Origin of the sequence: Ureibacillus xyleni (assembly GCF_900217795.1) — a bacterium.
GTDB lineage: Bacteria > Bacillota > Bacilli > Bacillales_A > Planococcaceae > Ureibacillus > Ureibacillus xyleni.
In genome coordinates this window covers 18,340-41,878 of the sequence record NZ_OBMQ01000004.1, presented here as the reverse complement: position 1 = coordinate 41,878, position 23,539 = coordinate 18,340, and the positions used below count along the sequence as shown (strand labels likewise).

Sequence of the window (23,539 nt, the reverse complement as noted above, 5' to 3'; positions counted from 1 at the left end):
TCACTTACAATCCTACTTTTTTACTAAACTTTAATTCTTCGTAACATAATGATAGCTTAACTAGATGATGAAATCAAAAATGGTGTACCGGGCACACAAACTATTCAGAATATTCAATACAAATTCATATTTATACAATAAGGCTCTGCAATAATGTTTTGAATGGACAACGACTAAGTTAAATTTTTGCAAAATGGGTGTATACATCTTCTAACGTTTCACAGCCAATTTCAATTGCCTTATTCATATAAATGCTCCATATTTTCGCTGTCATTTTTGCATCAGATAAAGCATTGTGACGATCAATGATGGGGATTTTATTATACTCACAAAGGCTTTCTAAAGAAATGTTTTGAAATTGCGGATTAATAATTTTATATAAAAAGGAAGTATCGACAATTCGATGTTTGAATGGCGTTTTAAAAACTTTAGTTGAATAATATTGCATAAAATTTCTTTCGTGTGTCGCGTGATGTGCAACAAATGTTGCATCTTGACTAAATTCAAAGAACTTAATAAGTACATCACCAATACTTGGGGCAGAACGAACAAGTTCATCCGAAATCCCGGTCAATTCAACAATGTCTTTTGGTATGTTTTGATCATAAAAGATAAGAGAATAAAATTGTTCCTCTTCAATAATCTTTGACCCTTTCATTTTGATCGCACCGATTGATAGAATCGAATCCTTTTCTGGGATGAAACCAGTTGTTTCAATATCGAATACAACGACATCTAACTCTTGCAAAGGAACTAACATTGCATTTTCTTTATTCATTTCTTTTTGCAAATGACGTAAGTAGGCCATTTGCTGAGTGTTTTGGACGCTCCCACCTACACCAATTCTTCTTTTCTGTACACTTCTTATCAACTGCATAAAAGGTTCAAAAGCCATATGCTAAACACCCTTTTTTTCTAGTGTCATTTCTATTACAAGATCATGCAAACGTTTACCATTCTTAATAATATTTTTTAGCTCTCTCCGTTCATCTTTTGATAATTTTTTGATATTTAAGTAATGCGTGTTGTCATATTCTTGAATGTTATCTATAGATAATCGATAGTTTAATAACTTTTCAAAATGACACTCACCATTATGAAGTAACTCTTCATATTTTCGTTTTTCTTGTAATTTTCGAATTCTATCAATAGTAGAAGTTTCATAAATCCCTTCTTCAATTGAAAGAAGTCGTATTGAGTTTACATAAGGTAAAAATGCAGCATATTTTATATTTATACAACCTTGGTATATCCCATGTTGCTCTACAATAATTCGCCCCATTGGAGTAATCACATTTTTTACATGTTTTATATTTTCCACTAATCTACGTAAAAGTTCAGGATGTTGTAGTTGATAATTGTAAATTGTGTTCTTTAATTTGTTTATAAAATTTACGTTTCCCTCTAAAACCCTGGCATCATAAAAAATTTGAAGATAGCGAATAACTTCCCAAGAACCACTTTCCATCCAATCAATTAGTTGTTGCTCCCAATTTTCAAAACTTTTTCGCCAGAGTGAATTGGAACTCATAATTTTCCCCGTACAAAACGGGTATCCAACAGCATCTAAACCAAATGAAACTTCCTCACCTAGAGCTTGAAAGTACTCATCGTTTTGGATAGTTGAATACTCATACACAATACCATGATCTTGATCACTGATAACGCCTTGTTCAAAACGTCCCCCACTCCCTGTTATAAACCATGCAAAAGCACAGGGTGGTTGCTGCGTCAACTTCTTCTTCGCAACTTCCAAAACTTTTAGCATTACTTCATCATGAAATTTGTTGAGTGCGGTAGTATCATTTAAAACATTAACAACGTTTCTATTCTTCCATACTTTTATAGATTCATAATCTCGCATACGAACACTTCCTTTTTAACATTAGGGAGCTTGCAAATCGAATGTAAAATGATTCATTCCCACCCGATTTAATAGAAAAGATTAGAAACTATTATGAAATATTTTCCATTTAAATAAAAGCCTCTTATCCTAGTAAGAGGCTTTTATAAAACAATGTTTAACTATGAAAACTTCTCTTTCGTTGCTGCCGTTGTTAATTTAGCCTCTTCAAGCGCCATTTGTTCAGGATAACCGTAACTGCCATGTTCACTAATGTCTAAGCCCATGATTTCCTCTTCTTCTGTAACACGAAGGCCACCCATTGCTTTATCCATAATTTTTAATACTACGAAGGATACAACAAATGCGTAGATGCCGCTAGCAACAACACCTAATGTTTGAACGCCTAATTGTTCAAAACCACCACCATATAGTAATCCAGCTTGCCCCCAACCGATCTCTGTTGATAAAGCAGGTAAAGCAAATAAACCATTTGATAGTGTTCCCCAAACCCCTACAGTACCATGAACAGATAACGCTGCGATTGGATCATCAATTTTCAATTTATCAAATAATTTCATACTGAATACAACCATGATTCCGCCTACTAAACCAATAATTACTGCTGCCCAAGGAGCGACAAAACCACATGACGCTGTAATTGCTACTAAACCGGCTAATGCACCGTTTAATGTCGTTGGAACATCTGCTTTACCAGTAACTGCCCAAGCTGTGAACATTGCTGCAACTGCACCTGCTGCTGCTGCTAATTGGGTATTTAATATCACATATCCTAAAAATCCATCTGCAACACCGAATGTACTTGCTCCGTTAAATCCGAACCAACCTACCCATAAGATTAATACGCCTAAAGTTGTATAAACTTGGTTGTGTCCAGCTAAAACATTTGAAGAACCATCTCTATTATATTTTCCAATACGAGGTTTAAGAATCATTGTTGCTGCTAGAGCTGCCATTGCACCAGTTAAATGAACTACCGTTGAACCTGCAAAGTCTTGTTTTCCATGTTCGGCTAACCAGCCACCGCCCCAAATCCAATGTGCAACTACTGGATAAATAATTGCTGAGAAGATTACTGCGAAGATTACATAACTAGATAATTTTGCACGTTCAGCAAAACCACCAAATGCAATTGTTAATGACACGATTGCAAACATAACTTGGAAAGAAAAATCTACTGCTGGAGTAAGTCCTCCGTCTGCAGGTGATGCGTTACCATAAAAGAAATTTGATAATCCGATAAATGCGTTACCTTCACCATAAATAAATCCATATCCGACTGCCCAGAAAACTAATGTCCCGATACCTGCTGTAAAAATTGTCTTACCTGCAATGTGACCTGCATTTTTCATTCGTGTTGATCCTGCTTCAAGTAAAATGAATCCGCCAATCATGAAAAACACTAAAATGGCACCAATTGCTACCCATAAGTTATCCATTAACACTTGAACTGCTTCCATAAAATCATTCTCCCTTCATCTTTAAACACATGTTACTTTATATTATTCGTTGATGTAAGGAAATGTAACATGTTTATTTACGTTTATTTTACCTCAATTTCAATTCATGTCAATATACGCAAAAACAGGTACTAACCCACAAAAACCGCATAATTTCTAGGTTTCGATCGATTCTTTTGATGAAATTTTCCCTTTATATAATTATTCGATTAAAGTAATATTTTAATTAGATAATAAGTAGAACATGAAGTTATACGTGATATTTCATCACTTAAAAAACTTTCGATTTTTATTCATTTGTAAAAATGTCCCATGTAAAAAGGTATTTTTCCTTCAATGCAGAATTCATACGAAGAATAAAAATCGAGGTGAATTTTACATGTCCAATAAAAATATTATGTATCCTTCATTGGAAACAGACAGGCTTAAATTACAACTTTTTACCCTTGAAGATGCAGAGAAAGTTTTTTTGCATTTCTCGGATTTCCATATTACGGAGTTTATGGATATCGAACCATGTAGCAATTTAAAGGAGGCTGAAGAAATCATACAATATCATTTAGATGATGAAGGATGTAGGTGGGGTTTGTATGAAAAAGAGAGCGAACAATTCATCGGAACAATCGGATTTCATTATTTAAGAAAATCGGAAAAATTCATTGCAGAAGTTGGGTTTGATTTGAATAAAACTTATTGGGGAAAAGGATACATATCAGAAGCATTGAATGAAGTAATTACATTTGGCTTTTCCAACATGGGGTTAGATATTATCGATGCAACAGTGGACCCTAATAATGTGCGCTCCATTCAGTTAATGAAAAAGTTTAGCTTTAGCGTTGAGCCCGAACTAAAAGATAACCTCCTTTACTTCTATTTAAAAAATCCTAGATGATTGTGAAGAACTTCACATAGTTATACTTAGAAAAAGGACATAACACTATGTCCTTTACATTTTAATATGTTAAACTACCAGCCACAATTAGCCCTACAGCAATTCCAACAGCAAATAAACTAAAACCTACCGCAACATTCCCTTCTTCCACTTTCCTTGCCAAGTTCGTTTTCGGAGTTAAAATATATTCAATGATTAAATATACAACAATTTGAGCAACAATCCCGACAATCCCCCAAATGAAGGCATCTAGTAAATTCATACTATTACCCCAAACCGTATATATAGTAATTCCTAGCCCAATGACTTTACCCCACAATTTATAGGCAACTGCCACATTGCCTTGTTTGATGAGTTCCCATTCTGAAAATTTTGTTGTAAAGGCAAAGGCAATTAGACCAATTACAAGTAATAGTAGACCTGTACCTACATATGATAAAAAGTGTAAAAAACTTCCTAAAGATATAATATCCATGACTATTCGTCCCCTTTCGCTAACCCCACTGGTAAAAAATATGACTCGTTATCTGTAATTTGAGCACCTGCGCGAATACCTATCGCACTCGCTTCACCATTTATATAAAAACTACCAAACATATAATGGGCTAGTTTCTTTCCTTGTTCAGTTTGGATTTGTGTTGTCGGTAGTTCAATAAATTGTTGATACACCTGTAAAACATTTTGATAAGTTTGATTTTTCGGGGTTTCAATTTTCTCACCACAACCATTAAAAATCTCGACAGTATCCCCTTCTCGTCCAAAGGCTGGTTTTCGAACATACGGTACTCCTTGACTAATAAATAAATCATCATCTAAATAAGTCGGTAAAAAATATGTTTCAATCCATTCCAATTCTTTACTACTTAAAAATGGATGCTTTTCTTCATATAACCCCCAAATAAGTGCCATAACCGCTTTTGATTGTAATAAAAAACTGGATGCCGGATTTAGAATTGCTAATCTTTTCTCTTGAACAAACTTTAATAGTAATTGACCTACATTTTCATTGCTGTTTGGATCCTGATCATCTATTAAATGTTCAATTGGGTAGGTTTGTCGATATAATAAATCTATTTTTCTCCCCTGTTGGTCATACAACCCTGGTTCTATTAGCACTTTTCCATTTTCCATAACAGGCGCATCAATTAATCTTAAATCACTTAAACTCAAATATTGACTTTCCCGCGCAAATAATCGTTTCAAATACATCGTTGTAAAGCGGTCTTCATCATGATCTCCATGGGATGAAAAAACGATATTTGGACTCGTTTTCAAATCTATTGAATGTAACGACAAATTAACTGCACTTTTTATTGCACGTTGAAGTTTGACCTCACAACCTGCATTCGGATTTTCTACACCAAACGCTTCGCACACTTTTCCATTCACAAAAAACGTTTCTTTAATAAATGTCGGTGTATCACTATTGTATTCTAGCAGTTTAATTTTCTCATTCTGCACGACTAAATCCATTCGTGCGATTACACTTTCAAATGGGATTGGTCGCAGCCGAATAAAATCTATTGATGTATGAGGAAACCCTAGCTGTAGCAATGTTTCATCCGGTACTTGACGCAAAATTTGAGCACATTTTGTATAGATTAAACCAATTCTTTCTGTTGCTAGACGAATATTCTCCATTGTTTCTCGAGAAATACATTTTACATCGAATAGGGCGTACTCTGTTTCATATAAGTCATGCCAAAATTTATCAATTTGCTGGTAAAACTGTTGCCGTTTCTTTTTAAAAGGCTCCATTTTATCCTCCAAATCCACCTTTTGTTCCACTGCCTATACCAGACTTATAATTAGAATAATAGGTTTGATAATTTGAGCTATTTTTCAGTTCATTTTTAGATTTATACATCGATCCTCCATGATAATAACTTCGAGCATAAGTCGAATCGTCATCATCACAATAATAAGTTCCAGTATCCTTATCCCATTCCCAATCGTCACAATCATAGCCAGTTGGTTCAGCTGGTCGATCGTCCCCACAAGCAGTAAGAGTAACTAAGGAAACGGATAGGACACCTACCATCATTTTCTTCGTCTTATTTAACATTCATTTTTCCCCCACATTCAACATTCATAACCTGTTGAAATTACATACAGGATATACGTTTTACGGTCTTCATCAATTTCTGCCGAATCGCGTTCCCACTCTTTTCCATCGGTATATGTATATACACTTCCTATCTCACTTAATATATCAAAATGGTTATCATAGATTTTAGTTGTTATAATTGGATGATTTTTTCGAGCATTTAATTCGCGTATTTCTAATGGTATTGTACTTTTCTTCGTCTGTTGATTCTCCAATGGCGGCTCTTCTTCAAAAAGTTCTAAATAAATGACAAAGAGCTGATCTTCTAACCCCGAAGATAGTTGTTTATATGTGACTCCATTTTTTACAAAAAACTCACATTCTCTTCTAGCTAAAATTTCTCCTAAATCTATATCAGAATAATAATATAAAGGGACAAATTCATTCCTTCCTTTCTTTAATCTGTATTCCAAAACGGCATTTTCATATTTCATCACTTTTCCCCCCTTTTTATTTATACATCAAATACGGATAATATTACGGTTTTGTTTCAAGTTTAGTAAAAAATCCCCTATAAATTAAGAAAATGTAATTATGACAAAATAAAAAGGCTCTAGGAAATAAACCCTAGAGGCCCCGTATGTTAATTTAAAATTTTCACTTTTACCGTTTTACGACCCCATGCCATCGCTTGGTCATAAGAAGGAATGAAAACATCAATTTTATTCCCTTTTATAGCACCACCTGTATCACCAGCCACTGCTTCCCCATAGCCTTCTACCCACACTTTTGAACCTAATGGGATTACATTCGGGTCCACAGCAATTACTTTTTGATTAGGATTTGCACGTAAATCAATTCCAATAGCAGTTGTTCCAGAGCAACCTTCACAATAGGCTGTATATGCCGTAGCTGTTACGGTCATTTCAACACTTGCTGCTTCAACTTCTTCAGAGTTTTCTTCAGGTACAATTTCTTTTTCAACTTCAGCTATTGCTTCCGTATTTTCTTCAGATACTTGTTCTGTTTCCTGCTCAGATACAACAGCTTGTACCTCTTTCTCTGAAGGTTGCTCTTGAACTACTGGAGCTTCAGAAGGGATTGATTCTTCTTCAGCACGATTTCCATTTTCTTTAATAATTAATTCTTCTCCAGGGTGTATTAAAGAATCGGTTTTATTATTCCAACTCATTAAGTCAGATAATTCAACATTATGTTTTAAAGCAATTCGATAGAGATTATCCCCTTTTTGAACCTCATACTTTTGTGGTTGGACAGTTTTATAAAATATCATATTTTTATAATGCGCTTTATCAAAAAAGAATGCATCTATAATTTCATTGATAATTTTCTTTTCTCCACCTTCACTTGTATGCATAATCGTACGCCCAATTTCTACCGCTTTTACATTCGTTGTTAATGATAATGCGATGAATAATAATACTAACATTGATAATGTTAATTTAATTTTCATAACTCTTCCTCCTAACAATGAATCTTATAATAGTTTTTATGTTTTAAAAGTTCATACTATCCACGAAATCTATGTTTTGATATGTAAATAGAATCTAACTGTAATATTCGTAATATTTGTAATAGCCAAAAAATAAAAAGTTTTGCTTATGCATTAAGCAAAACTTTTCGATTAAACCCTTATATGTTTTAACAGCTGTATTAAAATTACACAGATTAATTAAGTAGATCATTTTCACAACTAGGAAATATATATATTCCTTGGATTTGCTCATAGTTATAATATTTTTGTACAAATTTCGCTTGGTACAAATATTCCATAAGACAAATTTCATTTTCATCTGCATCGCAAAGAACACCCGAGACACTCAGCCCATTTTTAAATGCAACGCCAATCGGCTGACCAATTAACAGTTTGATTTTATCAAGCATCGATTAGCTCCCTCCTTCAACTAGTTTATGAAGGAGTTGTTTATATTTTTGTACGAATGCCTTAATAAAAACAATCCCGTCCTAAAAGAATTAAGACGGGATTGTGGAGTTTATTCTTTTTTAGAACCTCTCATTAATTTCTCAAATCGTTCCATCATCGGATCCTGCTTTGGAGTAAATTTAAATGGATTCTTTTCCATACCAAACTCTACAATTGGTTTAGCTTCTGTATAAACACCTAATGATTCTCCTCCTGAAGCTGTTGGATCATTAATAATACTTTCTCTAGGACCATCAAAGTGCGGTGTTGCTTGGGAATGTTGATTCTCTGTATCTCTTGGCATAAGGTCATCTCCTTTGTTGTTAATATGACGAGTGGAATGGTTTATTATTCAAACAATGCTCATGATTTTATCTACATAAATATTTCAACTTTTAGAGGATAAACTAAAATAATCAAATTTTTTTACAAATTCCTTTTGACATCCTCTTCAAAATAGGGTAAATTACCAAAGGGCGAACATTTCGCATTCAATTTAAAAAAATATTCGTGATTTCGAGGTGCTTTTTAATGGATAACGTATTTGACTATGAAGATATTCAACTAATTCCTAATAAATGTATTGTAAACAGCCGTTCTGAATGTGACACTTCTATCGTGTTTGGTGGACATAAATTTAAATTACCAGTAGTACCTGCTAACATGCAGACAATTATTGATGAATCAATCGCAATTAAATTAGCCGAAAACGGTTACTTCTATATTATGCACCGTTTCAACCCAGAAACTCGTGCTGAATTTATTAAAGATATGCATGCACGCAACTTAATTGCTTCGATTTCTGTCGGTGTTAAGCCTGAGGAATATTCGTTTATTGAGCAACTAGCAATTGAAGATTTAATTCCTGAATTTATTACAATTGATATTGCCCATGGTCATTCAAACGCAGTAATTGAAATGATTAAACATATTAAAACTCACTTACCACAAAGCTTCGTCATTGCTGGTAATGTCGGTACGCCAGAAGCAGTTCGTGAATTAGAAAATGCTGGAGCTGATGCAACTAAAGTAGGTATAGGACCAGGTAAAGTATGTATTACAAAAATTAAAACAGGCTTTGGTACAGGTGGATGGCAATTAGCCGCGCTACGTTGGTGTGCAAAAGCTGCAACAAAACCAATTATTGCAGATGGCGGTATCCGTACACATGGTGATATTGCAAAATCTGTACGTTTCGGCGCGTCAATGGTAATGATTGGTTCATTGTTTGCTGGTCATGAAGAATCACCAGGACAAACGGTGACAAAAGACGGCAAAACGTTTAAAGAATATTTTGGTTCAGCTTCTGAATTCCAAAAAGGTGAAAAGAAAAACGTTGAAGGTAAAAAAATGTTTGTGGAATACAAAGGGTCATTAATGGACACTTTAGTTGAAATGGAACAAGATTTACAATCATCTATTTCTTACGCTGGTGGAACGAAACTAGATGCAATCCGTACAGTGGATTATGTAGTCGTGAAAAACTCCATCTTTAATGGGGATAAAGTATATTAATAAAGAATGCCCCTCTCCGACTAGTCAGAGAGGGCGTTTTACTTATATGGTCTCAACCAAAGTTTTATACTCTCCATACCATTTCTCCCATTCACTTACAGCTACTTCATCAGGGTGTTCATTTACGACATTGCTAAAGCGCATTAAACAGACATGCCATCCTGCTAAATCTTTTGGTGTATGATCCGTTATGTTAGAAATCCTTTCTGTCAATATAAGTTTCGATCCATTATCTGATGAAAGCACTTCAAAACGAACAATATCTTTTCCCCATTCAAATTCAAGGATTGACCCTTCCTCATAATCTGTTATTTTTAATTTCTCAAATTTTCCTGAACCATCATTATAATTAAAATTAATATTTCCATCCTTACTTAAATCCGTAATTTCAAGATGATCCATCCAATGTTTAAAATTATCGTTGTTAACTAAATGTTCCCATACTTTTTCCTTAGGTTTTAAAAATGGTCTTTCGTATTCTGCAGAATATCCATTATCATTTTTAAATATTTTTGCTAACATACTTCCAACCCCTTTTCACTCATTCCTATAATTTTACACTAAAATAGAAATCGGCGGCCATTTATTACAGATGACCGCCGCTTTGTTACTTACGCTAGATACGCTTCTTTAATTTCATCATTTTCGACAAGGTCTGATCCTTTGCCACTTAATACAATTTCACCATTTTGTATCACATAACCGCGATGGGCAATGCTTAATGCTTGATAGGCATTTTGTTCTACTAATAATATGGTGATGCCTGAAGAATTTAAATGCAATATAATTTCAAATATCTGTTCTACGATAATTGGAGCAAGCCCCATTGAAGGTTCATCTAACATTAAAAGTTCCGGATTCATCATAAGGGCACGTCCAATGGCAAGCATTTGTTGCTCCCCCCCACTCATTGTTCCACCTTTTTGATTTAACCGTTCTTTTAATTTTGGAAAGTGAGTAAACACTTGTTCCATTCGTTCCTGAATCACATCTTTACCTTTCACTGAAAAAGCACCCATTAACAAATTTTCTTTAACCGTTAAGTTTGAAAAAATTCTTCTTCCTTCTGGTACATGGGCCATGCCTAGTATAGTTGTTTGGTGTGGTGGTTTATTTGTTATTTCTTTTCCTTTATATTGAATTGTGCCAGTTTTAACTTTTGCTAATCCGCTAATCGATTTGAGCGTTGTCGATTTTCCAGCACCATTACTTCCGATTAAGGTCACAATTTCTCCTTCATCCACATGGAGACTAATTCCTCTTAATGCCTGTATTGCTCCATAGTATGTTTCGATATTATTTACTTCAAGTACTGTCAATTCTTTTCACTCCCTTCTTAATGAACTGCTGCAGAACCTAAATACGCTTCAATTACTTTTGGATTTGTCCGAATTTGCTCCGGATTTCCTTCTGCAATTTTCTCCCCATGATCTAGTACAACAATATGTTCTGAAATTTCCATGACTAGTTTCATATCGTGTTCGATTAATAAAACGGTTACATTAAATTCTTGGCCCATTCTCTTAATTACTTCGGTTAATTCCTTTGTTTCCTTTGGGTTCATTCCTGCTGCTGGTTCATCGAGTAAAATTAGCTTCGGTTTCGTTGCTAATGCGCGGGCGATTTCCAATTTTCTTTGTGCTCCATAACTTAAATTGTTCGCTTTTTCATTTAATAAATGATCTAACTCAAAATATTCTAATAAACGATAAGCTTCCTTTTCAGCAGAAGCTTCTTCTTTTTTCGTAAAAGGTAAGTTAAGTAAAATACCGATTAAATTTGTTTTTAAATGAGTATGCATTCCAACTAACACATTTTCAATAACAGACATTTCTCCAAAAAGCCTTATGTTTTGGAATGTTCGAGAAATTCCCTTTTTGGCTACTTCATCTGGTCGTAATCCTACTAATGATTTTCCGTCTAGTTTTATATCTCCCGAAGTAGGTTGATAAACTCCCGTAATCATATTAAAAAAAGTAGTTTTTCCTGCTCCATTCGGTCCTATAACGGCTGTAATTTTGCCTTCTTCAACGTTCATCGTGATATCTTTATTGGCCGTTAATCCGCCAAACTGTTTTGTTATGTTCGTTACTTCTAATATCGTCATAGAGATCCCCCTTATACTTGAACCTTATCAATTGGAATCGAATTTTCTTTTGTATCATTGTTCAAATGATCTGGACGGTGATCTTTTAACTTTTTCACATCAAAAATTTTATTCTTTGCTGGAATTAAACCTTTAGGACGATAAAGTGCAAAAGCAACTAATAATGCACCAAAAATGAATTTTTGCATTTTTGCTGGTGATAAAGCATCTGGAATTGTTAAAACGCCTGATAAACTTAATTGATTTAACCAGTTCGTTAATTCTGTTAATACTTGTAAGTTTAAGATTGTCACAACAGCAGCACCGAGAATTACTCCAGGCACACTACCCATACCGCCTAATACAACCATAACGAGAATTGTGAAAGACTCCATTAAAGTAAAACTAGTTGGATCAATAAACGCTTGTTTTGCTGCAAAGACGACACCCATAATTCCTGAGAATGAAGCCCCAAGTGCAAAAGCAAGTAGTTTTGTTTTTACTAACGGTATCCCCATTGCTTGAGCTGCGATTTCATTTTCACGAACAGCTTTCCATGATCTTCCTAGTTTTGAATGCTCCATACGTAACACGGCAAAAATAGTAAACATTAAGATTAATAAAGTGACAAAGTAGAATTGATTTGGAAATGATAGTGTCATTCCGAAAATTTCTGGAGGCGTAACAGATGCAATTCCCATTGCACCATTCGTAATATTGATTGGGCGATCTCCATTATTAAAGATGATTCGGATAATTTCTCCAAATCCTAACGTTACAATCGCTAAATAATCTCCCTTAACACGCAAGACTGGAACGCCAATAAGAACTCCCGCGATTGCTGCCATAATTCCACCTACAATTAAGAAACCCCAAAAACTCTCTCCTCCAAGGGGAAAATTACCAAAAGGCATAAAATTACTTGCTTGTGAAGTAGCGAAAATACTATAACTGTATGCTCCCACAGCAAAGAAGGCAACGAAACCTAAATCTAGTAAACCCGCCATCCCTACTACGATGTTTAACCCTAACGCCATCGAAATATAAATGCCGACCATTGTTGCTACTTCCATATAAGACTGGAAAGCTGGTCCACCACTCGAAGCGAAAGGTATGAGTATAAAGAGTAACCCAAGAGCTACTATCCATTTCGTTACATTCTTCAAATTCATGAAGTGTAGAATTAATAGCGAAGACAGCAAAAGTAAAAATGATACGACCGATTTTTGAGAGAAATATAGTGCAGCAGAAGTGACGATAATAAATAAAGAATATAAGATTACTTGTAACTGTTTATTAGAAAAGAACGTAGCTAATTTTCCTTTCATATCCCCCACCTACACTTTCTCTGCAGTAGGTTTTCCGAGTAAACCTTCTGGCTTGAAGATTAGTACTAAAATTAAAATTGCAAAGGCAAATACATCTTTATATTCAGCTCCGAATACGCCACCAGTTAGTAATGATAGATTAGCAGAGGCAAACATTTCCATTAGCCCCAGCAACATCCCGCCTACCATCGCGCCACGAATATTTCCAATACCACCTAAAACAGCCGCAATAAATGCTTTTAAGCCTAAAATAAATCCGATATAAGGATCGATTGTTCCGTATTGGACAGCAAATAAAACTCCAGTTGCTCCACCTAAAGCAGAACCGATAAAGAATGTAATAGAAATGACTTTGTTCACGTTGATTGACATTAAGGAAGCTGTTTCTCGATCAAGGGCAACTGCTCTCATTGCTGTTCCCCATTTTGTTTTATTAACAAAATAATCAAGTGCAACCATTAGTATTATTGCTACGCCAAGAACGATTAAGAATGATGTTTTGAATCTAGCATCATAAAAAATACTTGAAATAGCAGATGCCTTTAATGTAATTTGCTCAGAAAAAAGCGAAGGACCTGTTACGATATAGTTTCCGTTAAATAACTCGGCAATAAATCGAACGACGTCTTGCAAAATAAATGAAATACCGATTGCAGTGATTAATGGAATCAATCGAGGGGCATTACGCAAAGGTCGATACGCAACTCTCTCTAATCCAACCCCTACTAAACCTGTAATACTTGCAGTCAAAATTAAAACGATAATTAATAAAATAAATTGCGGGATTGCAGATGCCCAGCCCATTCCCATAATTAAGATAAAAAAGGCTGTACCAATAAATGCACCTGACATAAATACTTCACCGTGGGCAAAATTGATCAATTGTAAAATACCGTATACCATTGTGTAGCCAAGAGCGACAACTGCATAAACAGCTCCTAGTGTAAGGCCGTCTACTAATACTTGAGGTAAACTCTGTAATATTTCTTGAAGCATATGATCCCTCCCAAATTAAATACATGATTACATTAGGTATAGAAAAAGTGTTGAGAGCTGATCCCAACACCCTTTCATCACTATTGGCTTACTTCTCCTACTTGAATTGGAGGATAGCTAGCTTCTTCAAACTTATAAAGGAAAATTTTCGCGTTTACATTGTCACCTTTTTCATCAAACGAAACATCTGTAAGGGCACCTTTGTAGTCTTTTACAGCTCTTACAGCTTCAGCTACTTTATCTTTTCCTGGAAGTTCACCATTATTTGCTTTAATTGCACTTTCCAAACCTGTTAAAAATACACCCATTGAGTCGTAACCATAAACTGAGAAGCCTTCAGGATCTTTATTAAATTTCGCTTTATAGTCTTCTACGAATTTTTTACCTGAATCTGTTGCAGTGCTATCCCCTGCTACAGATGTAATATACGTATTTTTTACGGCTTCACCGGCAATGTCCACTAAACCAGATGAATCCATACCATCTCCACCCATGAATGGTACGTCAATTCCTTTATCACGAGCTTGTTTGATGATAATACCACCTTCAGCATATAATCCACCGAAGAATACTAAATCAGGTTTTTTATTTAAAATTTGATTGATTACACCATTGAAGTCTTTCTCACCAATTGTAATCCCTTCATAGCCAACAACTTCAGCACCTGCTTCTTCAGCTGCTGCAATAAATGCATCTGCTAAACCAGTACCATAAGCCGTTTTGTCTTGAATTACAAAGATTTTCTTTGCTCCTAATTCATTCACAGCATATTCTGCACCAGCAGGACCTTGGAAATCGTCACGACCAACAATACGGTTTACTGTTTTTAAGCCGCGCTCAGTGACTTCCACTGCTGTATTGGCTGGAGATACCATTGCAATATTATATTTTTCATAAACCTCTGAAGACGGAATTGCTACACCTGAGTTATAGTGACCGATTACTCCATAAATTTGTTCATCTGCACCTATAAGGTTAGCATTTGATACGCCTTTTTTCGGGTCAGCTTGGTCATCATATGGCTCAAGTTGAAGTGTATAACCCATTTCTTCAAATTTCGCTTTTTCTTCTTCCAATTTCATTTGAGCGCCTAGTTTAATTGCTTCACCGATGATTGCCGATCCGCCTGATAATGGGGATTGAGTAGCAATTTTAATCACCTTTGTTCCTTCTGCTGGCTCAGTGTTAGTTGGTGTCGTACTAGTTGATGATGAGCTTGATCCTGAATCCGATGAACATGCTGCTAAAATACTAATTGATAATACACCTGAGAGAAGTACACCAAATGATTTGTTCAATTTCATAGTAAACCCCCTATTTCTAGTTTCTATTACTAGTAATGAACTAGTTCTATTTAAGTATAGTTTTGGAAGTTTTTTATCACATCTAGTTTGTCAGATGTTCTTACATAAAATTTATTTTCCGACAATATATTCCAAATATCGTTGTAAAGTACGAAATTTGACTAAAACTATGTGATGAAATTTTACATATTAATAGTTATTATATTATTGTCATTACTTTCAAATAAATGTAAAATGATAGATAAAAATTATCAGAATTTTTTGAAAGAAGGTGTTTGCAAATGCCTACCAGCGATTATCGTAGTAAAAAAGTTATATCTATTGGAACGGTCAGTGAATTAACAGGACTTTCTGAAAGACAAATTCGTTATTATGAAACGAGAAAACTAATTTTTCCAGAAAGATCGAAAACAGGTATAAGAAAATATTCTTTTTTAGACGTCGAAAGATTAATCGAAATTGCAAACCACCTAGAGGACGGGGTATGGACGACCGAGATACGAAAGGAATTAAAACGAAGAGAGCAATCAAGTATGAAGGAAGTTTCATCACCGCTTGCGCCATTATAATAAATAAAAATGACATTAACTTTTTTAGTTAATGTCATTTTTTTGTAAATCTTATTCTATTTTTTGTTCCTCTTTGCCCCAAAAAAGTTTTAGTTCAGCGATAGGATATATTCGAAATTTCGATTCACCTAATATGGCATCCATCGAAATTAATCCATAATGGCGGCTATCCGAGCTTCTAAGTCGGTTGTCTCCTAAAACGAATAGAAAATTTTCAGGAACTTTACTTTCACCAGTTAATTCTTCTAAAGTAAAGTTTTCTGTTACCCTTTTTTGAAATGGATTTTCTGTATTACGATTAACATAAGGTTCGTCATATTCAACGCCGTTAATAATCAAAATATCATCTTTCATTTCAACTGTATCGCCAGGAAGACCGATTACTCGCTTTATGTAATATTCGTCTTCATAGGGAGCTTTAAAAACAATATGGTCAAATCGGTCTATATCACTTATTTTACTAATAATAATTACATCTTTATTTTCATACGTTGGCATCATAGAGGCACCTTTAACAACAAGGGGAGATATAACAAACTCACGACAAATAAATGCAATGATTATTCCAAAAAATATTGCAACTAACCATGACAAAAATTCACTTTTTGGTTTCGGCTGCATACACTTCCCCCTTCTTGTACCAAATTATTAATAATATTTTATAATAATCCGTTATTGAAAGGAAATATTGTCGGAAAATTTTAACGAAAATGTATTCTTTTTGTAACAATAGATATCTAACTTGTCCAACTCTTAAAGAGCAAACTATAGTATTTTATTAATTTACCCTCTATAAAATACCAAAACTATTTTTTTTTTCTTCTGCCTTTAACGCAAGCCAAGTGCGGTTTTGCTCGACTTGAACTGATACAGGACGATTATAAAATTTTGATAATTTTTCTTCTGTTAACAGTTCTTTTGACGGGCCTTGTGCAAAAACTTCTCCTTTTTTCAATAATAGCGTATGAGTAAAACAAGGTAATATCTCTTCCACATGATGCGTCACATAGATTAAAGTGGGGCTATCTTCTTTAGTAGAAAGTGTATTAATTACACCAAGCAATTCTTCACGTGCAATTAAATCTAGTCCGTTACAAGGTTCGTCTAAAATTAGAATTTTAGGATTTGCCATTAAAGCTCTAGCAATTAAAACTCGTTGCCGCTCACCCTGAGATAAGACACCGTACTCTTCATCTTGCAAATGTTCACAGCCTAATAATTGCATAAACTTTAAAGCCTGCTGAACATCTTCTTTTTCTACTGCTTCCCATAAACCAATTGAAGCAAACTTGCCACTTAACACGACACTTAAACCTGTTTCATAATCTTTTATTTTATGCTGTAGTGAGCTACTTACTAAACCTATTTCTTTGCGAACATTAGGAATATACGATTTGCCAAAAAAATTTCCTAAAACTTCAACTTGCCCATATTGAGGGAATATATAACCGTTAATAATATCTAATATGGTTGTTTTTCCAGAACCATTTAATCCAAGAATTGACCAATGCTGACCTTTTTCAACTCTCCAACTAACATCTTTTAATATATCTTTTTGATTTCGATAATAACTAACATTTTGTATTAAGATCATGTTTACACCTACTATTTTAATAATTGTTCCATATAGCTTTTCGTCTGTGGCCACTCATCATTTGTAATACTAAACATTACTGTATGTCTAATCGTACCATCTTTTCGAATCATATGATTGCGTAAGATACCTTCTTTTTTTGCACCAATGCGTTCAATTGCCTTTTGAGAGCGGATATTTTCATGGTCGGTTTTAATTTGAACACGGTGCCATCCTAAAACTTCAAAGCAATAGCTTAATAATAAATATTTACAATTTGTGTTGATTGAGGTTCTCCAATAACTCGGTGTTAACCATGTAAAGCCAATTTCTCCCCGTTTATGTTTTTGGTCAATATCCATTAATTTTGTAGAGCCAATGATTGTATTTGTTTTTACATCAATAATGACGAGTGGAATTTCAGTACCTGTTTCTTTTATTTTTAATGCACTTTCAACATATTTCAATGCATCTTCTTTGCAATCAACATTAATAGACATATGTGTCCATATTTCAGGATACTTTGCTACTTCATAAATTGCATCAACATCTTCTATTTGCAATGGTCGAATTTTCACTATACTATTTTCTAATAACATCATAACTCCCCCTCACTACCATCTATTTTAATACAACAACATTAATATTTTTCAATAATTTGAAAATAAATAAAAATATCCCCTCACCTTTTTTGGTAAGAGGATTCGTCAGAAATTATAAAGATTGTTTAGGAACGATATTTTCACCACAGCCCATTAAATTTTTTCTCAATTGTTGTAAAGTGTCTTGTATAATTAGAAAACCATTGAGTACAGGTATTGCATTTAAAGGTGCTCTTTCTTTCCTATCAGCCGCATGAGCCATTTCTTCTAACACTAATAATATCTTCGCGAGCTTTTCATCTCCTAAAGTCTGCCGCTCCTTATTTCTTGATGACTTTTCTAATAAAAATGCCATCTCCTCAAGTGAGTGTATGATTGGCCAATAATATTCCAAAGCTTTTTTATCTTTTGGAATTTCCCCAGTTGCTGCATCAAATACCATATTCAAATTTGTTAAGTTGGTATTCATTTTGTTAAATTCAATATTCTTTCCATAGTTTTTATAAATTTTTTTATTGGAAAACACAACAAAAAATACTTGAGCTTGGCTTCGAATGGTTTTTGAAATGAGGTGTGGTAAACGACTTGAAGCAGAATTTCTACCAACTAGCCAAACACCTATTAAGCCAATTGCAATACCAATTATGACATCGACTAAACGCGTAGTCGCAAAATAAATAAAAGAATAATCCCCAACAGCACCTGCTTCAGCCATGATTAATGCATTCGGCGTAAAAAATAATGCTGCTAAGCCATAATTTTTTACGATAAACAATTCGGTAATAAACGTTAATAAAAATACAAAAAGGGCAATGAAATAACCAGATGGATGAAATGCTAAAAGTACACTCGCAACAATAATCCCCAAAATGGTTCCTAAACCTCGTTGTATCGCACGATGGAAAGTAGCAATCACTGTTGCTCCGCTCATGACGGCAGCACATGATAACGGTACCCAAAATGAGCGATTTAAGTGAAATTCATAGGCTATAAATGCAGCAAGAAAAGTAAAAATCCCAAATCGTAATGCATTGATTAAAATAATTGAATTTTTGTTTAATGCTCCAACAAAAACTCTCTTAATCGTTGGTGTAGTAAAATGAAGTTCTTCTGAAGTTTTTGATTTAGCATTCAAACAATCTTTTGCATTGAAAATTTCTTTAGCTATTAAAGACGTTTGTTCATTTTGAAAGATTGGTTCAAATAGTGTAATGTGTTTTGCAGCACTTTCAATATCTTTTGACTCTAAAACTAGTGCAATTTTTCTTAAGGCTTCTCCTAGCTCTTTAGGTTGTTGGATGGTATTTGTTTCAATCATTCCTAAGTAAATTTTATTTGCAATATTATTTAGTTCATATAGTTGATAGAAAAGATTAGATGTATGCCACTTTGAGTAGCCAGAAGCTAATGTTTGACTTGTATCTTTCATACTTTTCATTACATGATATTGAGCTTCATTTACGCTTTTAGTACTTAAAGCGTCTACTAGTTGAGCTAAAGCTATATAAGTTGTTTTTACTGCATTTTTCTCGGGACCATGTGGATTAAAAAACCAACCTGACATGGCAATACACCATGAAAGTATACCACTCAAAAATACTAATCCTGTACGTAAAAACGCTTCTTCAGGTGCTATCGGCATTCCTGTTGACATTGCAAAAACTAACACAAAGAAAATAGCGGAAGGACCAATAAATCGAAATGCCCCAAATGTAAAAAATGCCGTAGCTCCAATTAAACCCATCGTAATGGCAGATATAATTGGAAATGGTGCGAGTATCGTTCCTAAAAATACAGAAACGCTAATTCCTAGTACAACCCATGCTAACTTTTTTGCAAGAAGCACGTAAGGAATTGGAAAAACATAAAGATAGGTAAATCCACCTAATGCAGCAATTAACCCATACTGTAAATTGTTAAATAACAGCATGATTAAGATTGGAAGCCCTGAAGCTATGCCTGCAAGCACTGCTTTTAACCATGGAAACGGTTTTTTATTGACTGTTAATGCTTGTCTAAAAATTGAAGGCGAACTTTTTCCTTCCTCCATTAATATCTTCTCCCTAACCTTGTGATTACTATAATTATAATCTCCTTTTTACTACTTCCATAATCAACGACCATATAATAATAAACAATGCTGCATCGACGTGTTAAAATAGTGTTCATGGAGGAATATATATGGCAGAAACATTAATCTATTCATCTTCACTAATATATAATCATTGGCAAGTTTATTTTGCTGCCACAAACAACGGCCTTTGTTTTTTAGGCACACACCATTCGTCGTTTGATGATTTAGAAAAGTGGTGTAAAAAGCAATTTCCAAATGCTCGCATCATTGAAGATCGCAGCCGTCTACTTCAATATGAGAAAGAATTAGTTGAATATTTTGAAGGAAAAAGAAACCATTTTAGCTTTCCTTTTGATATTCGAGGAACAAAATTTCAAATGGATGTTTGGAAAGTTCTAAATGAAATACCGTATGGACAAACGAAATGTTATTCTGATATTGCGAAAATGATTGGTAACCCAAAGGCTGTACGAGCTGTTGGAACAGCGATTGGAAGAAACCCTTTATCCATCGTCATACCTTGTCATCGTGTCCTCGGTAAAAATGGTACTTTAACAGGCTACAGTGGTGGTCTTGATGTAAAAGAAATGTTACTTCAACATGAAGGAATCCCTTTTAAATAATAAAACAGCAGTGCAAATTTTTGCACTGCTTCTTATTATTCGATAATGTACCCATTTTCATCTCGAGCTTCAATTGGTGTCATTATTTTTGGTTTTCGAACAAAACACATAATGCCGGCGATAATAAGTAATATTCCAGGTAATGAAATAATTCCAGACAATACACAAGCGATGATAAATAAAATACCTGCTACTTTTGGATTAGCATTGACTTTTACAGCTCCAACAATCGCTAATACAATGCTAATTACACCTAGTACAACAAATAACCAACCAATCGTACTAATAAAAATTAGGAAATCTCCCATAAAATCTACACTTTCCACAATTTCTTGCTCAGTAAAGCCTGATCCAGCCAAGGAGTTTTCTATTTCCGTATTAAGCAGTGGATCGTTTACAATCATCTTACTCCCAATTAACATTAAGATTAAAATACCTACAGAAATTGCATTTAACACAACGGAAATGATACTTAATGCCTTTTCACCTGTTCTCTTCATATAAACACCTCTTAATAATCTATTTTTTCTCACATTAATGTGCAGTAATTTATCTGTACAATTAACATTAAGATTCCTACTAAGTGAAGTTTAAAATCTCCAGCCAATCCAGAAAAAGAGTAAGCCGCCTAAAATATTAACTATAACGTATACAAAACTTTTCCAAATTTGCTTTTGGTCAACAAGCTTTACAACATCATAGGAAAAAGTTGAAAAAGTTGTAAAGCCACCAAGTAAACCAATTGTTAAAAGTGAAAAGACCAATTGATTATTAACTTCCCAGGAAGCAATAAAACCTATAAAAAATGAACCTATTAAATTGACAAGTATAGTGGACCAGTAGGAAGGCATAGAAACCTTTGTTATTAAAACTTGAACGGTATATCTTAGCGCAGCTCCTAAACCTCCCCCTAATGCAACTAATAGCCAACTCATTGTTTTTTCCCCCGGATGAAAAAGTAACCTAAAAACGCAGCTGAAATACTAGCTAACGTCATCCCAATAATAAATAAAAATCCAGTAAGAGGACCTTCTATTAACATATTAAAAGAGCTTTCAGAATATGTAGAAAAAGTCGTAAAAGTCCCTAACATTCCTGTTGTAAAAAACAATTTTAATTTGCTTTCTTTCTTCTCAAAATAACCATTGAGACAACCTAATAGAAAGCTACCTATAACATTAACAATCCATAACATCCCGAAAGTTCCAACAACGATTTGGATGGCATACCTTAAAATTGCTCCTATTGTTCCTCCTAGAAACACTTGTATAACATTTTGCAAATTCTTTTCTCCAATAAGTAACCAATTTTTTTAAAAGCACAAGGATAGTCGTTAGTACTCTACTTTATTTTCTTCTGTTGAAAAATTCCAATGACAACAACAATGAAAATAATACCGATTAGGATTGGCATAAACCAAGCTCCTAGTGTTTGAATATCCCCTTTCGTAACTCTAACAATTTGAACAATTAAAAACCCAAACATAAGTAAACTAATATTTTTTATTACATTCAACAATTTGCGACTTTGCAGATAAAATTGTTCTACGTTCGATGCATTTATTCTCTTAGGATAATTATGCATATGTGGGGCCTTTTCTAAAAGGCTCATCAATATAAATTGTAACGTTCCTATGATTGGTAAAATAAAAAGTTCATACTTTGAACCCCATCGATCTACTTCGCCGGTTGCATTAAAGTGACCAGGAATTTCATCTGGTATTTTCCCCCAATTGAATACTACATACACTAATGATAAAACAAATAATCCAAAACAAATTATATCCGTCATTTTTTCTATTTTCGTTTTTGGAATATGAACAATTGGACGGTATGGTAATTTTCCATTCAACACAAGCCCTCCCTCAGAAAGTATACGAATATAATCTTCTTATTTAGAATACGTATACAATAATTTAAAAGTTTCATCATTTGGGTACACTTTACAAAGGATACTTAGACAGATTGGAGATTGGTACCATGAGTATACCGAACATACTCGATTTTTTACATAGGTTGGATAGCGAACTTTATGGTTACATCGACCAATTGGGGTTATTTATTTATTTAATTTTATTCCTTATTGTTTTTGGGAAAACAGGTTTTGTTATATTGACGTTTCTTCCTGGCGATTCTCTCGTTTTTGCAAGTGGTACAATTGCTGCAATGGATCGTTTAAGTGTATTTATATTATTTATTCTTTTCTTTTCTGCGACTTCATTTGCCGATAGTAACAACTATTTAATTGGTAAAACATTGAGTAAATTTTCATCTAATCGTAAATTATTTTTAAAAATTATCCCACAAACATCCATTGAAAAAGCGAAAGAATTTTTATTAGAATATGACCGAGTTGCCATTACATTTTCTCGCTTTATTCCACTCATGAGGACAATGACTCCATTTATTTGTGGATTTACTGGTCTCCCATATAAAAACTTTGTGCGTTATAATGTGATTGGCGCATTGATTTGGACAACAATCTGGCTTGGGACAGGCTTTGCTTTAGGAAATGTCCCTTGGATTGAAAATAACCTACTATTCACATTGTCATGTATTACAATGATTATGTTTATTCCAAGTATATATGGTTTTCTAACTCAATTCCGCAAAAAGCATTTAAGTGAAGAAACATTAAAAGAAGAAGCTAATCGTTAATCGT

At 34.1% G+C, this 23,539-nt stretch carries 29 protein-coding genes; 5 read left to right on the top strand and 24 right to left on the bottom strand.

Annotated elements, in window-relative coordinates; all coding sequences use genetic code 11:
* Positions 1-178: 178 nt before the first annotated feature.
* The 3 genes from CRO00_RS07245 to CRO00_RS07235 form a co-directional block, all read right to left on the bottom strand.
* On the bottom strand, positions 179-895 hold the full coding sequence (locus CRO00_RS07245; protein WP_097073017.1) for an exonuclease domain-containing protein: 717 nt from the start codon (positions 893-895) through the stop codon (positions 179-181).
* 3 nt (positions 896-898) lie between these two features.
* Positions 899-1,864 carry a DUF294 nucleotidyltransferase-like domain-containing protein gene (locus CRO00_RS07240; RefSeq protein ID WP_097073016.1) on the bottom strand — a complete coding sequence of 322 codons (966 nt, stop codon included), beginning with the start codon at positions 1,862-1,864 and terminating at the stop codon, positions 899-901.
* Positions 1,865-2,025: 161 nt separating this feature from the next.
* Positions 2,026-3,324, bottom strand: coding sequence for an ammonium transporter (locus CRO00_RS07235; protein WP_097073015.1), 1,299 nt, complete (start codon positions 3,322-3,324; stop codon positions 2,026-2,028).
* A gap of 379 nt (positions 3,325-3,703) precedes the next feature.
* Here CRO00_RS07235 and CRO00_RS07230 point away from each other — a divergent pair, with 379 nt between their 5' ends.
* Positions 3,704-4,216 (top strand): GNAT family N-acetyltransferase, encoded by a 513-nt coding sequence (locus CRO00_RS07230; RefSeq protein ID WP_097073014.1) that lies wholly within the window; start codon positions 3,704-3,706, stop codon positions 4,214-4,216.
* Positions 4,217-4,277: 61 nt separating this feature from the next.
* Here the strand turns inward: CRO00_RS07230 and CRO00_RS07225 are convergent, their stop codons facing one another.
* The 7 genes from CRO00_RS07225 to CRO00_RS07195 all read right to left on the bottom strand — a co-directional run bounded on the left by CRO00_RS07225 (position 4,278) and on the right by CRO00_RS07195 (position 8,512).
* Entirely contained in the window at positions 4,278-4,691 is a 414-nt protein-coding gene (locus tag CRO00_RS07225) for a DUF350 domain-containing protein (protein WP_097073013.1), read from the bottom strand.
* A gap of 2 nt (positions 4,692-4,693) precedes the next feature.
* Entirely contained in the window at positions 4,694-5,974 is a 1,281-nt protein-coding gene (locus tag CRO00_RS07220; RefSeq protein WP_097073012.1) for a glutathionylspermidine synthase family protein, read from the bottom strand.
* 1 nt (position 5,975) lies between these two features.
* A complete protein-coding gene (locus tag CRO00_RS07215) occupies positions 5,976-6,281 on the bottom strand; it encodes a hypothetical protein (protein ID WP_097073011.1) in 306 nt (101 codons plus the stop codon).
* A gap of 17 nt (positions 6,282-6,298) precedes the next feature.
* The gene (locus CRO00_RS07210; RefSeq protein ID WP_097073010.1) at positions 6,299-6,757 is read right to left on the bottom strand and encodes a hypothetical protein; all 459 of its coding nucleotides are present in this window, start codon (positions 6,755-6,757) and stop codon (positions 6,299-6,301) included.
* Positions 6,758-6,906: 149 nt separating this feature from the next.
* Positions 6,907-7,737 (bottom strand): 3D domain-containing protein, encoded by an 831-nt coding sequence (locus CRO00_RS20535; protein WP_202615638.1) that lies wholly within the window; start codon positions 7,735-7,737, stop codon positions 6,907-6,909.
* Positions 7,738-7,952: 215 nt separating this feature from the next.
* Positions 7,953-8,168 carry a hypothetical protein gene (locus CRO00_RS07200; protein WP_097073009.1) on the bottom strand — a complete coding sequence of 72 codons (216 nt, stop codon included), beginning with the start codon at positions 8,166-8,168 and terminating at the stop codon, positions 7,953-7,955.
* A gap of 110 nt (positions 8,169-8,278) precedes the next feature.
* Positions 8,279-8,512 carry a hypothetical protein gene (locus CRO00_RS07195; RefSeq protein WP_097073008.1) on the bottom strand — a complete coding sequence of 78 codons (234 nt, stop codon included), beginning with the start codon at positions 8,510-8,512 and terminating at the stop codon, positions 8,279-8,281.
* A 227-nt stretch (positions 8,513-8,739) separates the two neighbouring features.
* Here CRO00_RS07195 and guaC point away from each other — a divergent pair, with 227 nt between their 5' ends.
* On the top strand, positions 8,740-9,723 hold the full coding sequence (gene guaC, locus CRO00_RS07190) for a GMP reductase (protein WP_097073007.1): 984 nt from the start codon (positions 8,740-8,742) through the stop codon (positions 9,721-9,723).
* A 42-nt stretch (positions 9,724-9,765) separates the two neighbouring features.
* On the opposite strand, the gene CRO00_RS07185 is transcribed toward guaC, so the two are convergent.
* The 6 genes from CRO00_RS07185 to CRO00_RS07160 form a co-directional block, all read right to left on the bottom strand.
* Positions 9,766-10,245 carry an SRPBCC domain-containing protein gene (locus tag CRO00_RS07185; RefSeq protein WP_097073006.1) on the bottom strand — a complete coding sequence of 160 codons (480 nt, stop codon included), beginning with the start codon at positions 10,243-10,245 and terminating at the stop codon, positions 9,766-9,768.
* Positions 10,246-10,334: 89 nt separating this feature from the next.
* Complete coding sequence (locus CRO00_RS07180; protein ID WP_097073005.1) at positions 10,335-11,042, bottom strand: ABC transporter ATP-binding protein; 708 nt, start codon at positions 11,040-11,042, stop codon at positions 10,335-10,337.
* Between the two features lie 17 nt (positions 11,043-11,059).
* On the bottom strand, positions 11,060-11,830 hold the full coding sequence (locus tag CRO00_RS07175; RefSeq protein ID WP_097073004.1) for an ABC transporter ATP-binding protein: 771 nt from the start codon (positions 11,828-11,830) through the stop codon (positions 11,060-11,062).
* An 11-nt stretch (positions 11,831-11,841) separates the two neighbouring features.
* Complete coding sequence (locus CRO00_RS07170; protein ID WP_097073003.1) at positions 11,842-13,137, bottom strand: branched-chain amino acid ABC transporter permease; 1,296 nt, start codon at positions 13,135-13,137, stop codon at positions 11,842-11,844.
* A 9-nt stretch (positions 13,138-13,146) separates the two neighbouring features.
* Positions 13,147-14,133, bottom strand: a complete 987-nt coding sequence (locus CRO00_RS07165; protein WP_097073002.1) for a branched-chain amino acid ABC transporter permease — start codon at positions 14,131-14,133, stop codon at positions 13,147-13,149.
* Between the two features lie 80 nt (positions 14,134-14,213).
* Positions 14,214-15,437, bottom strand: a complete 1,224-nt coding sequence (locus tag CRO00_RS07160) for a branched-chain amino acid ABC transporter substrate-binding protein (RefSeq protein ID WP_097073001.1) — start codon at positions 15,435-15,437, stop codon at positions 14,214-14,216.
* Between the two features lie 281 nt (positions 15,438-15,718).
* Between CRO00_RS07160 and CRO00_RS07155 the strand changes: the two genes are divergently transcribed.
* Positions 15,719-16,006, top strand: a complete 288-nt coding sequence (locus CRO00_RS07155) for a MerR family transcriptional regulator (RefSeq protein WP_097073000.1) — start codon at positions 15,719-15,721, stop codon at positions 16,004-16,006.
* 51 nt (positions 16,007-16,057) lie between these two features.
* Here the strand turns inward: CRO00_RS07155 and lepB are convergent, their stop codons facing one another.
* The 4 genes from lepB to CRO00_RS07135 form a co-directional block, all read right to left on the bottom strand.
* Positions 16,058-16,627: a signal peptidase I gene (gene lepB / locus CRO00_RS07150; protein ID WP_097072999.1), complete on the bottom strand. Its 570-nt coding sequence runs from the start codon at positions 16,625-16,627 to the stop codon at positions 16,058-16,060.
* A 169-nt stretch (positions 16,628-16,796) separates the two neighbouring features.
* A complete protein-coding gene (locus CRO00_RS07145; RefSeq protein WP_097072998.1) occupies positions 16,797-17,600 on the bottom strand; it encodes an ABC transporter ATP-binding protein in 804 nt (267 codons plus the stop codon).
* Positions 17,601-17,611: 11 nt separating this feature from the next.
* On the bottom strand, positions 17,612-18,181 hold the full coding sequence (locus tag CRO00_RS07140) for a GNAT family N-acetyltransferase (RefSeq protein WP_097072997.1): 570 nt from the start codon (positions 18,179-18,181) through the stop codon (positions 17,612-17,614).
* A 112-nt stretch (positions 18,182-18,293) separates the two neighbouring features.
* Positions 18,294-20,231 (bottom strand): FUSC family protein, encoded by a 1,938-nt coding sequence (locus tag CRO00_RS07135; RefSeq protein ID WP_097072996.1) that lies wholly within the window; start codon positions 20,229-20,231, stop codon positions 18,294-18,296.
* Between the two features lie 131 nt (positions 20,232-20,362).
* Here CRO00_RS07135 and CRO00_RS07130 point away from each other — a divergent pair, with 131 nt between their 5' ends.
* The gene (locus CRO00_RS07130) at positions 20,363-20,878 is read left to right on the top strand and encodes a methylated-DNA--[protein]-cysteine S-methyltransferase (RefSeq protein ID WP_097072995.1); all 516 of its coding nucleotides are present in this window, start codon (positions 20,363-20,365) and stop codon (positions 20,876-20,878) included.
* Between the two features lie 35 nt (positions 20,879-20,913).
* Here CRO00_RS07130 and CRO00_RS07125 read toward each other — a convergent pair whose 3' ends face one another.
* The 4 genes from CRO00_RS07125 to CRO00_RS07110 form a co-directional block, all read right to left on the bottom strand.
* Positions 20,914-21,378, bottom strand: coding sequence for a DUF4064 domain-containing protein (locus tag CRO00_RS07125; RefSeq protein ID WP_097072994.1), 465 nt, complete (start codon positions 21,376-21,378; stop codon positions 20,914-20,916).
* A gap of 90 nt (positions 21,379-21,468) precedes the next feature.
* Positions 21,469-21,813, bottom strand: a complete 345-nt coding sequence (crcB, locus tag CRO00_RS07120) for a fluoride efflux transporter CrcB (protein WP_097072993.1) — start codon at positions 21,811-21,813, stop codon at positions 21,469-21,471.
* Positions 21,810-22,160, bottom strand: coding sequence for a fluoride efflux transporter FluC (locus CRO00_RS07115; RefSeq protein ID WP_161946629.1), 351 nt, complete (start codon positions 22,158-22,160; stop codon positions 21,810-21,812). Before CRO00_RS07115 ends, crcB begins: the two co-directional genes overlap by 4 nt.
* Positions 22,161-22,219: 59 nt before the next feature.
* Positions 22,220-22,729 (bottom strand): DUF1648 domain-containing protein, encoded by a 510-nt coding sequence (locus CRO00_RS07110; RefSeq protein WP_237658347.1) that lies wholly within the window; start codon positions 22,727-22,729, stop codon positions 22,220-22,222.
* A 128-nt stretch (positions 22,730-22,857) separates the two neighbouring features.
* Here CRO00_RS07110 and CRO00_RS07105 point away from each other — a divergent pair, with 128 nt between their 5' ends.
* The gene (locus CRO00_RS07105) at positions 22,858-23,535 is read left to right on the top strand and encodes a VTT domain-containing protein (RefSeq protein WP_097072991.1); all 678 of its coding nucleotides are present in this window, start codon (positions 22,858-22,860) and stop codon (positions 23,533-23,535) included.
* Positions 23,536-23,539: the final 4 nt, after the last annotated feature.

What these genes read in the sequence shown, in the direction of transcription:
- guaC (WP_097073007.1), top strand. Translation starts at nt 8,740, where the DNA reads ATGGATAACGTATTTGACTATGAAGATATTCAACTAATTCCTAATAAA.
- CRO00_RS07200 (WP_097073009.1), bottom strand. Translation starts at nt 8,168, where the DNA reads ATGCTTGATAAAATCAAACTGTTAATTGGTCAGCCGATTGGCGTTGCA.
- crcB (WP_097072993.1), bottom strand. Translation starts at nt 21,813, where the DNA reads ATGAGTTGGCTATTAGTTGCATTAGGGGGAGGTTTAGGAGCTGCGCTA.
- CRO00_RS07145 (WP_097072998.1), bottom strand. Translation starts at nt 17,600, where the DNA reads ATGATCTTAATACAAAATGTTAGTTATTATCGAAATCAAAAAGATATA.
- CRO00_RS07235 (WP_097073015.1), bottom strand. Translation starts at nt 3,324, where the DNA reads ATGGAAGCAGTTCAAGTGTTAATGGATAACTTATGGGTAGCAATTGGT.
- CRO00_RS07210 (WP_097073010.1), bottom strand. Translation starts at nt 6,757, where the DNA reads ATGAAATATGAAAATGCCGTTTTGGAATACAGATTAAAGAAAGGAAGG.
- CRO00_RS07155 (WP_097073000.1), top strand. Translation starts at nt 15,719, where the DNA reads ATGCCTACCAGCGATTATCGTAGTAAAAAAGTTATATCTATTGGAACG.
- CRO00_RS07195 (WP_097073008.1), bottom strand. Translation starts at nt 8,512, where the DNA reads ATGCCAAGAGATACAGAGAATCAACATTCCCAAGCAACACCGCACTTT.
- CRO00_RS07215 (WP_097073011.1), bottom strand. Translation starts at nt 6,281, where the DNA reads ATGTTAAATAAGACGAAGAAAATGATGGTAGGTGTCCTATCCGTTTCC.
- CRO00_RS07220 (WP_097073012.1), bottom strand. Translation starts at nt 5,974, where the DNA reads ATGGAGCCTTTTAAAAAGAAACGGCAACAGTTTTACCAGCAAATTGAT.
- CRO00_RS07135 (WP_097072996.1), bottom strand. Translation starts at nt 20,231, where the DNA reads ATGGAGGAAGGAAAAAGTTCGCCTTCAATTTTTAGACAAGCATTAACA.
- CRO00_RS07225 (WP_097073013.1), bottom strand. Translation starts at nt 4,691, where the DNA reads ATGGATATTATATCTTTAGGAAGTTTTTTACACTTTTTATCATATGTA.
- CRO00_RS07185 (WP_097073006.1), bottom strand. Translation starts at nt 10,245, where the DNA reads ATGTTAGCAAAAATATTTAAAAATGATAATGGATATTCTGCAGAATAC.
- CRO00_RS07140 (WP_097072997.1), bottom strand. Translation starts at nt 18,181, where the DNA reads ATGATGTTATTAGAAAATAGTATAGTGAAAATTCGACCATTGCAAATA.
- CRO00_RS07230 (WP_097073014.1), top strand. Translation starts at nt 3,704, where the DNA reads ATGTCCAATAAAAATATTATGTATCCTTCATTGGAAACAGACAGGCTT.
- CRO00_RS07160 (WP_097073001.1), bottom strand. Translation starts at nt 15,437, where the DNA reads ATGAAATTGAACAAATCATTTGGTGTACTTCTCTCAGGTGTATTATCA.
- CRO00_RS07175 (WP_097073004.1), bottom strand. Translation starts at nt 11,830, where the DNA reads ATGACGATATTAGAAGTAACGAACATAACAAAACAGTTTGGCGGATTA.
- CRO00_RS07105 (WP_097072991.1), top strand. Translation starts at nt 22,858, where the DNA reads ATGAGTATACCGAACATACTCGATTTTTTACATAGGTTGGATAGCGAA.
- CRO00_RS07170 (WP_097073003.1), bottom strand. Translation starts at nt 13,137, where the DNA reads ATGAAAGGAAAATTAGCTACGTTCTTTTCTAATAAACAGTTACAAGTA.
- CRO00_RS07130 (WP_097072995.1), top strand. Translation starts at nt 20,363, where the DNA reads ATGGCAGAAACATTAATCTATTCATCTTCACTAATATATAATCATTGG.
- CRO00_RS07245 (WP_097073017.1), bottom strand. Translation starts at nt 895, where the DNA reads ATGGCTTTTGAACCTTTTATGCAGTTGATAAGAAGTGTACAGAAAAGA.
- CRO00_RS20535 (WP_202615638.1), bottom strand. Translation starts at nt 7,737, where the DNA reads ATGAAAATTAAATTAACATTATCAATGTTAGTATTATTATTCATCGCA.
- lepB (WP_097072999.1), bottom strand. Translation starts at nt 16,627, where the DNA reads ATGCAGCCGAAACCAAAAAGTGAATTTTTGTCATGGTTAGTTGCAATA.
- CRO00_RS07125 (WP_097072994.1), bottom strand. Translation starts at nt 21,378, where the DNA reads ATGAAGAGAACAGGTGAAAAGGCATTAAGTATCATTTCCGTTGTGTTA.
- CRO00_RS07240 (WP_097073016.1), bottom strand. Translation starts at nt 1,864, where the DNA reads ATGCGAGATTATGAATCTATAAAAGTATGGAAGAATAGAAACGTTGTT.
- CRO00_RS07165 (WP_097073002.1), bottom strand. Translation starts at nt 14,133, where the DNA reads ATGCTTCAAGAAATATTACAGAGTTTACCTCAAGTATTAGTAGACGGC.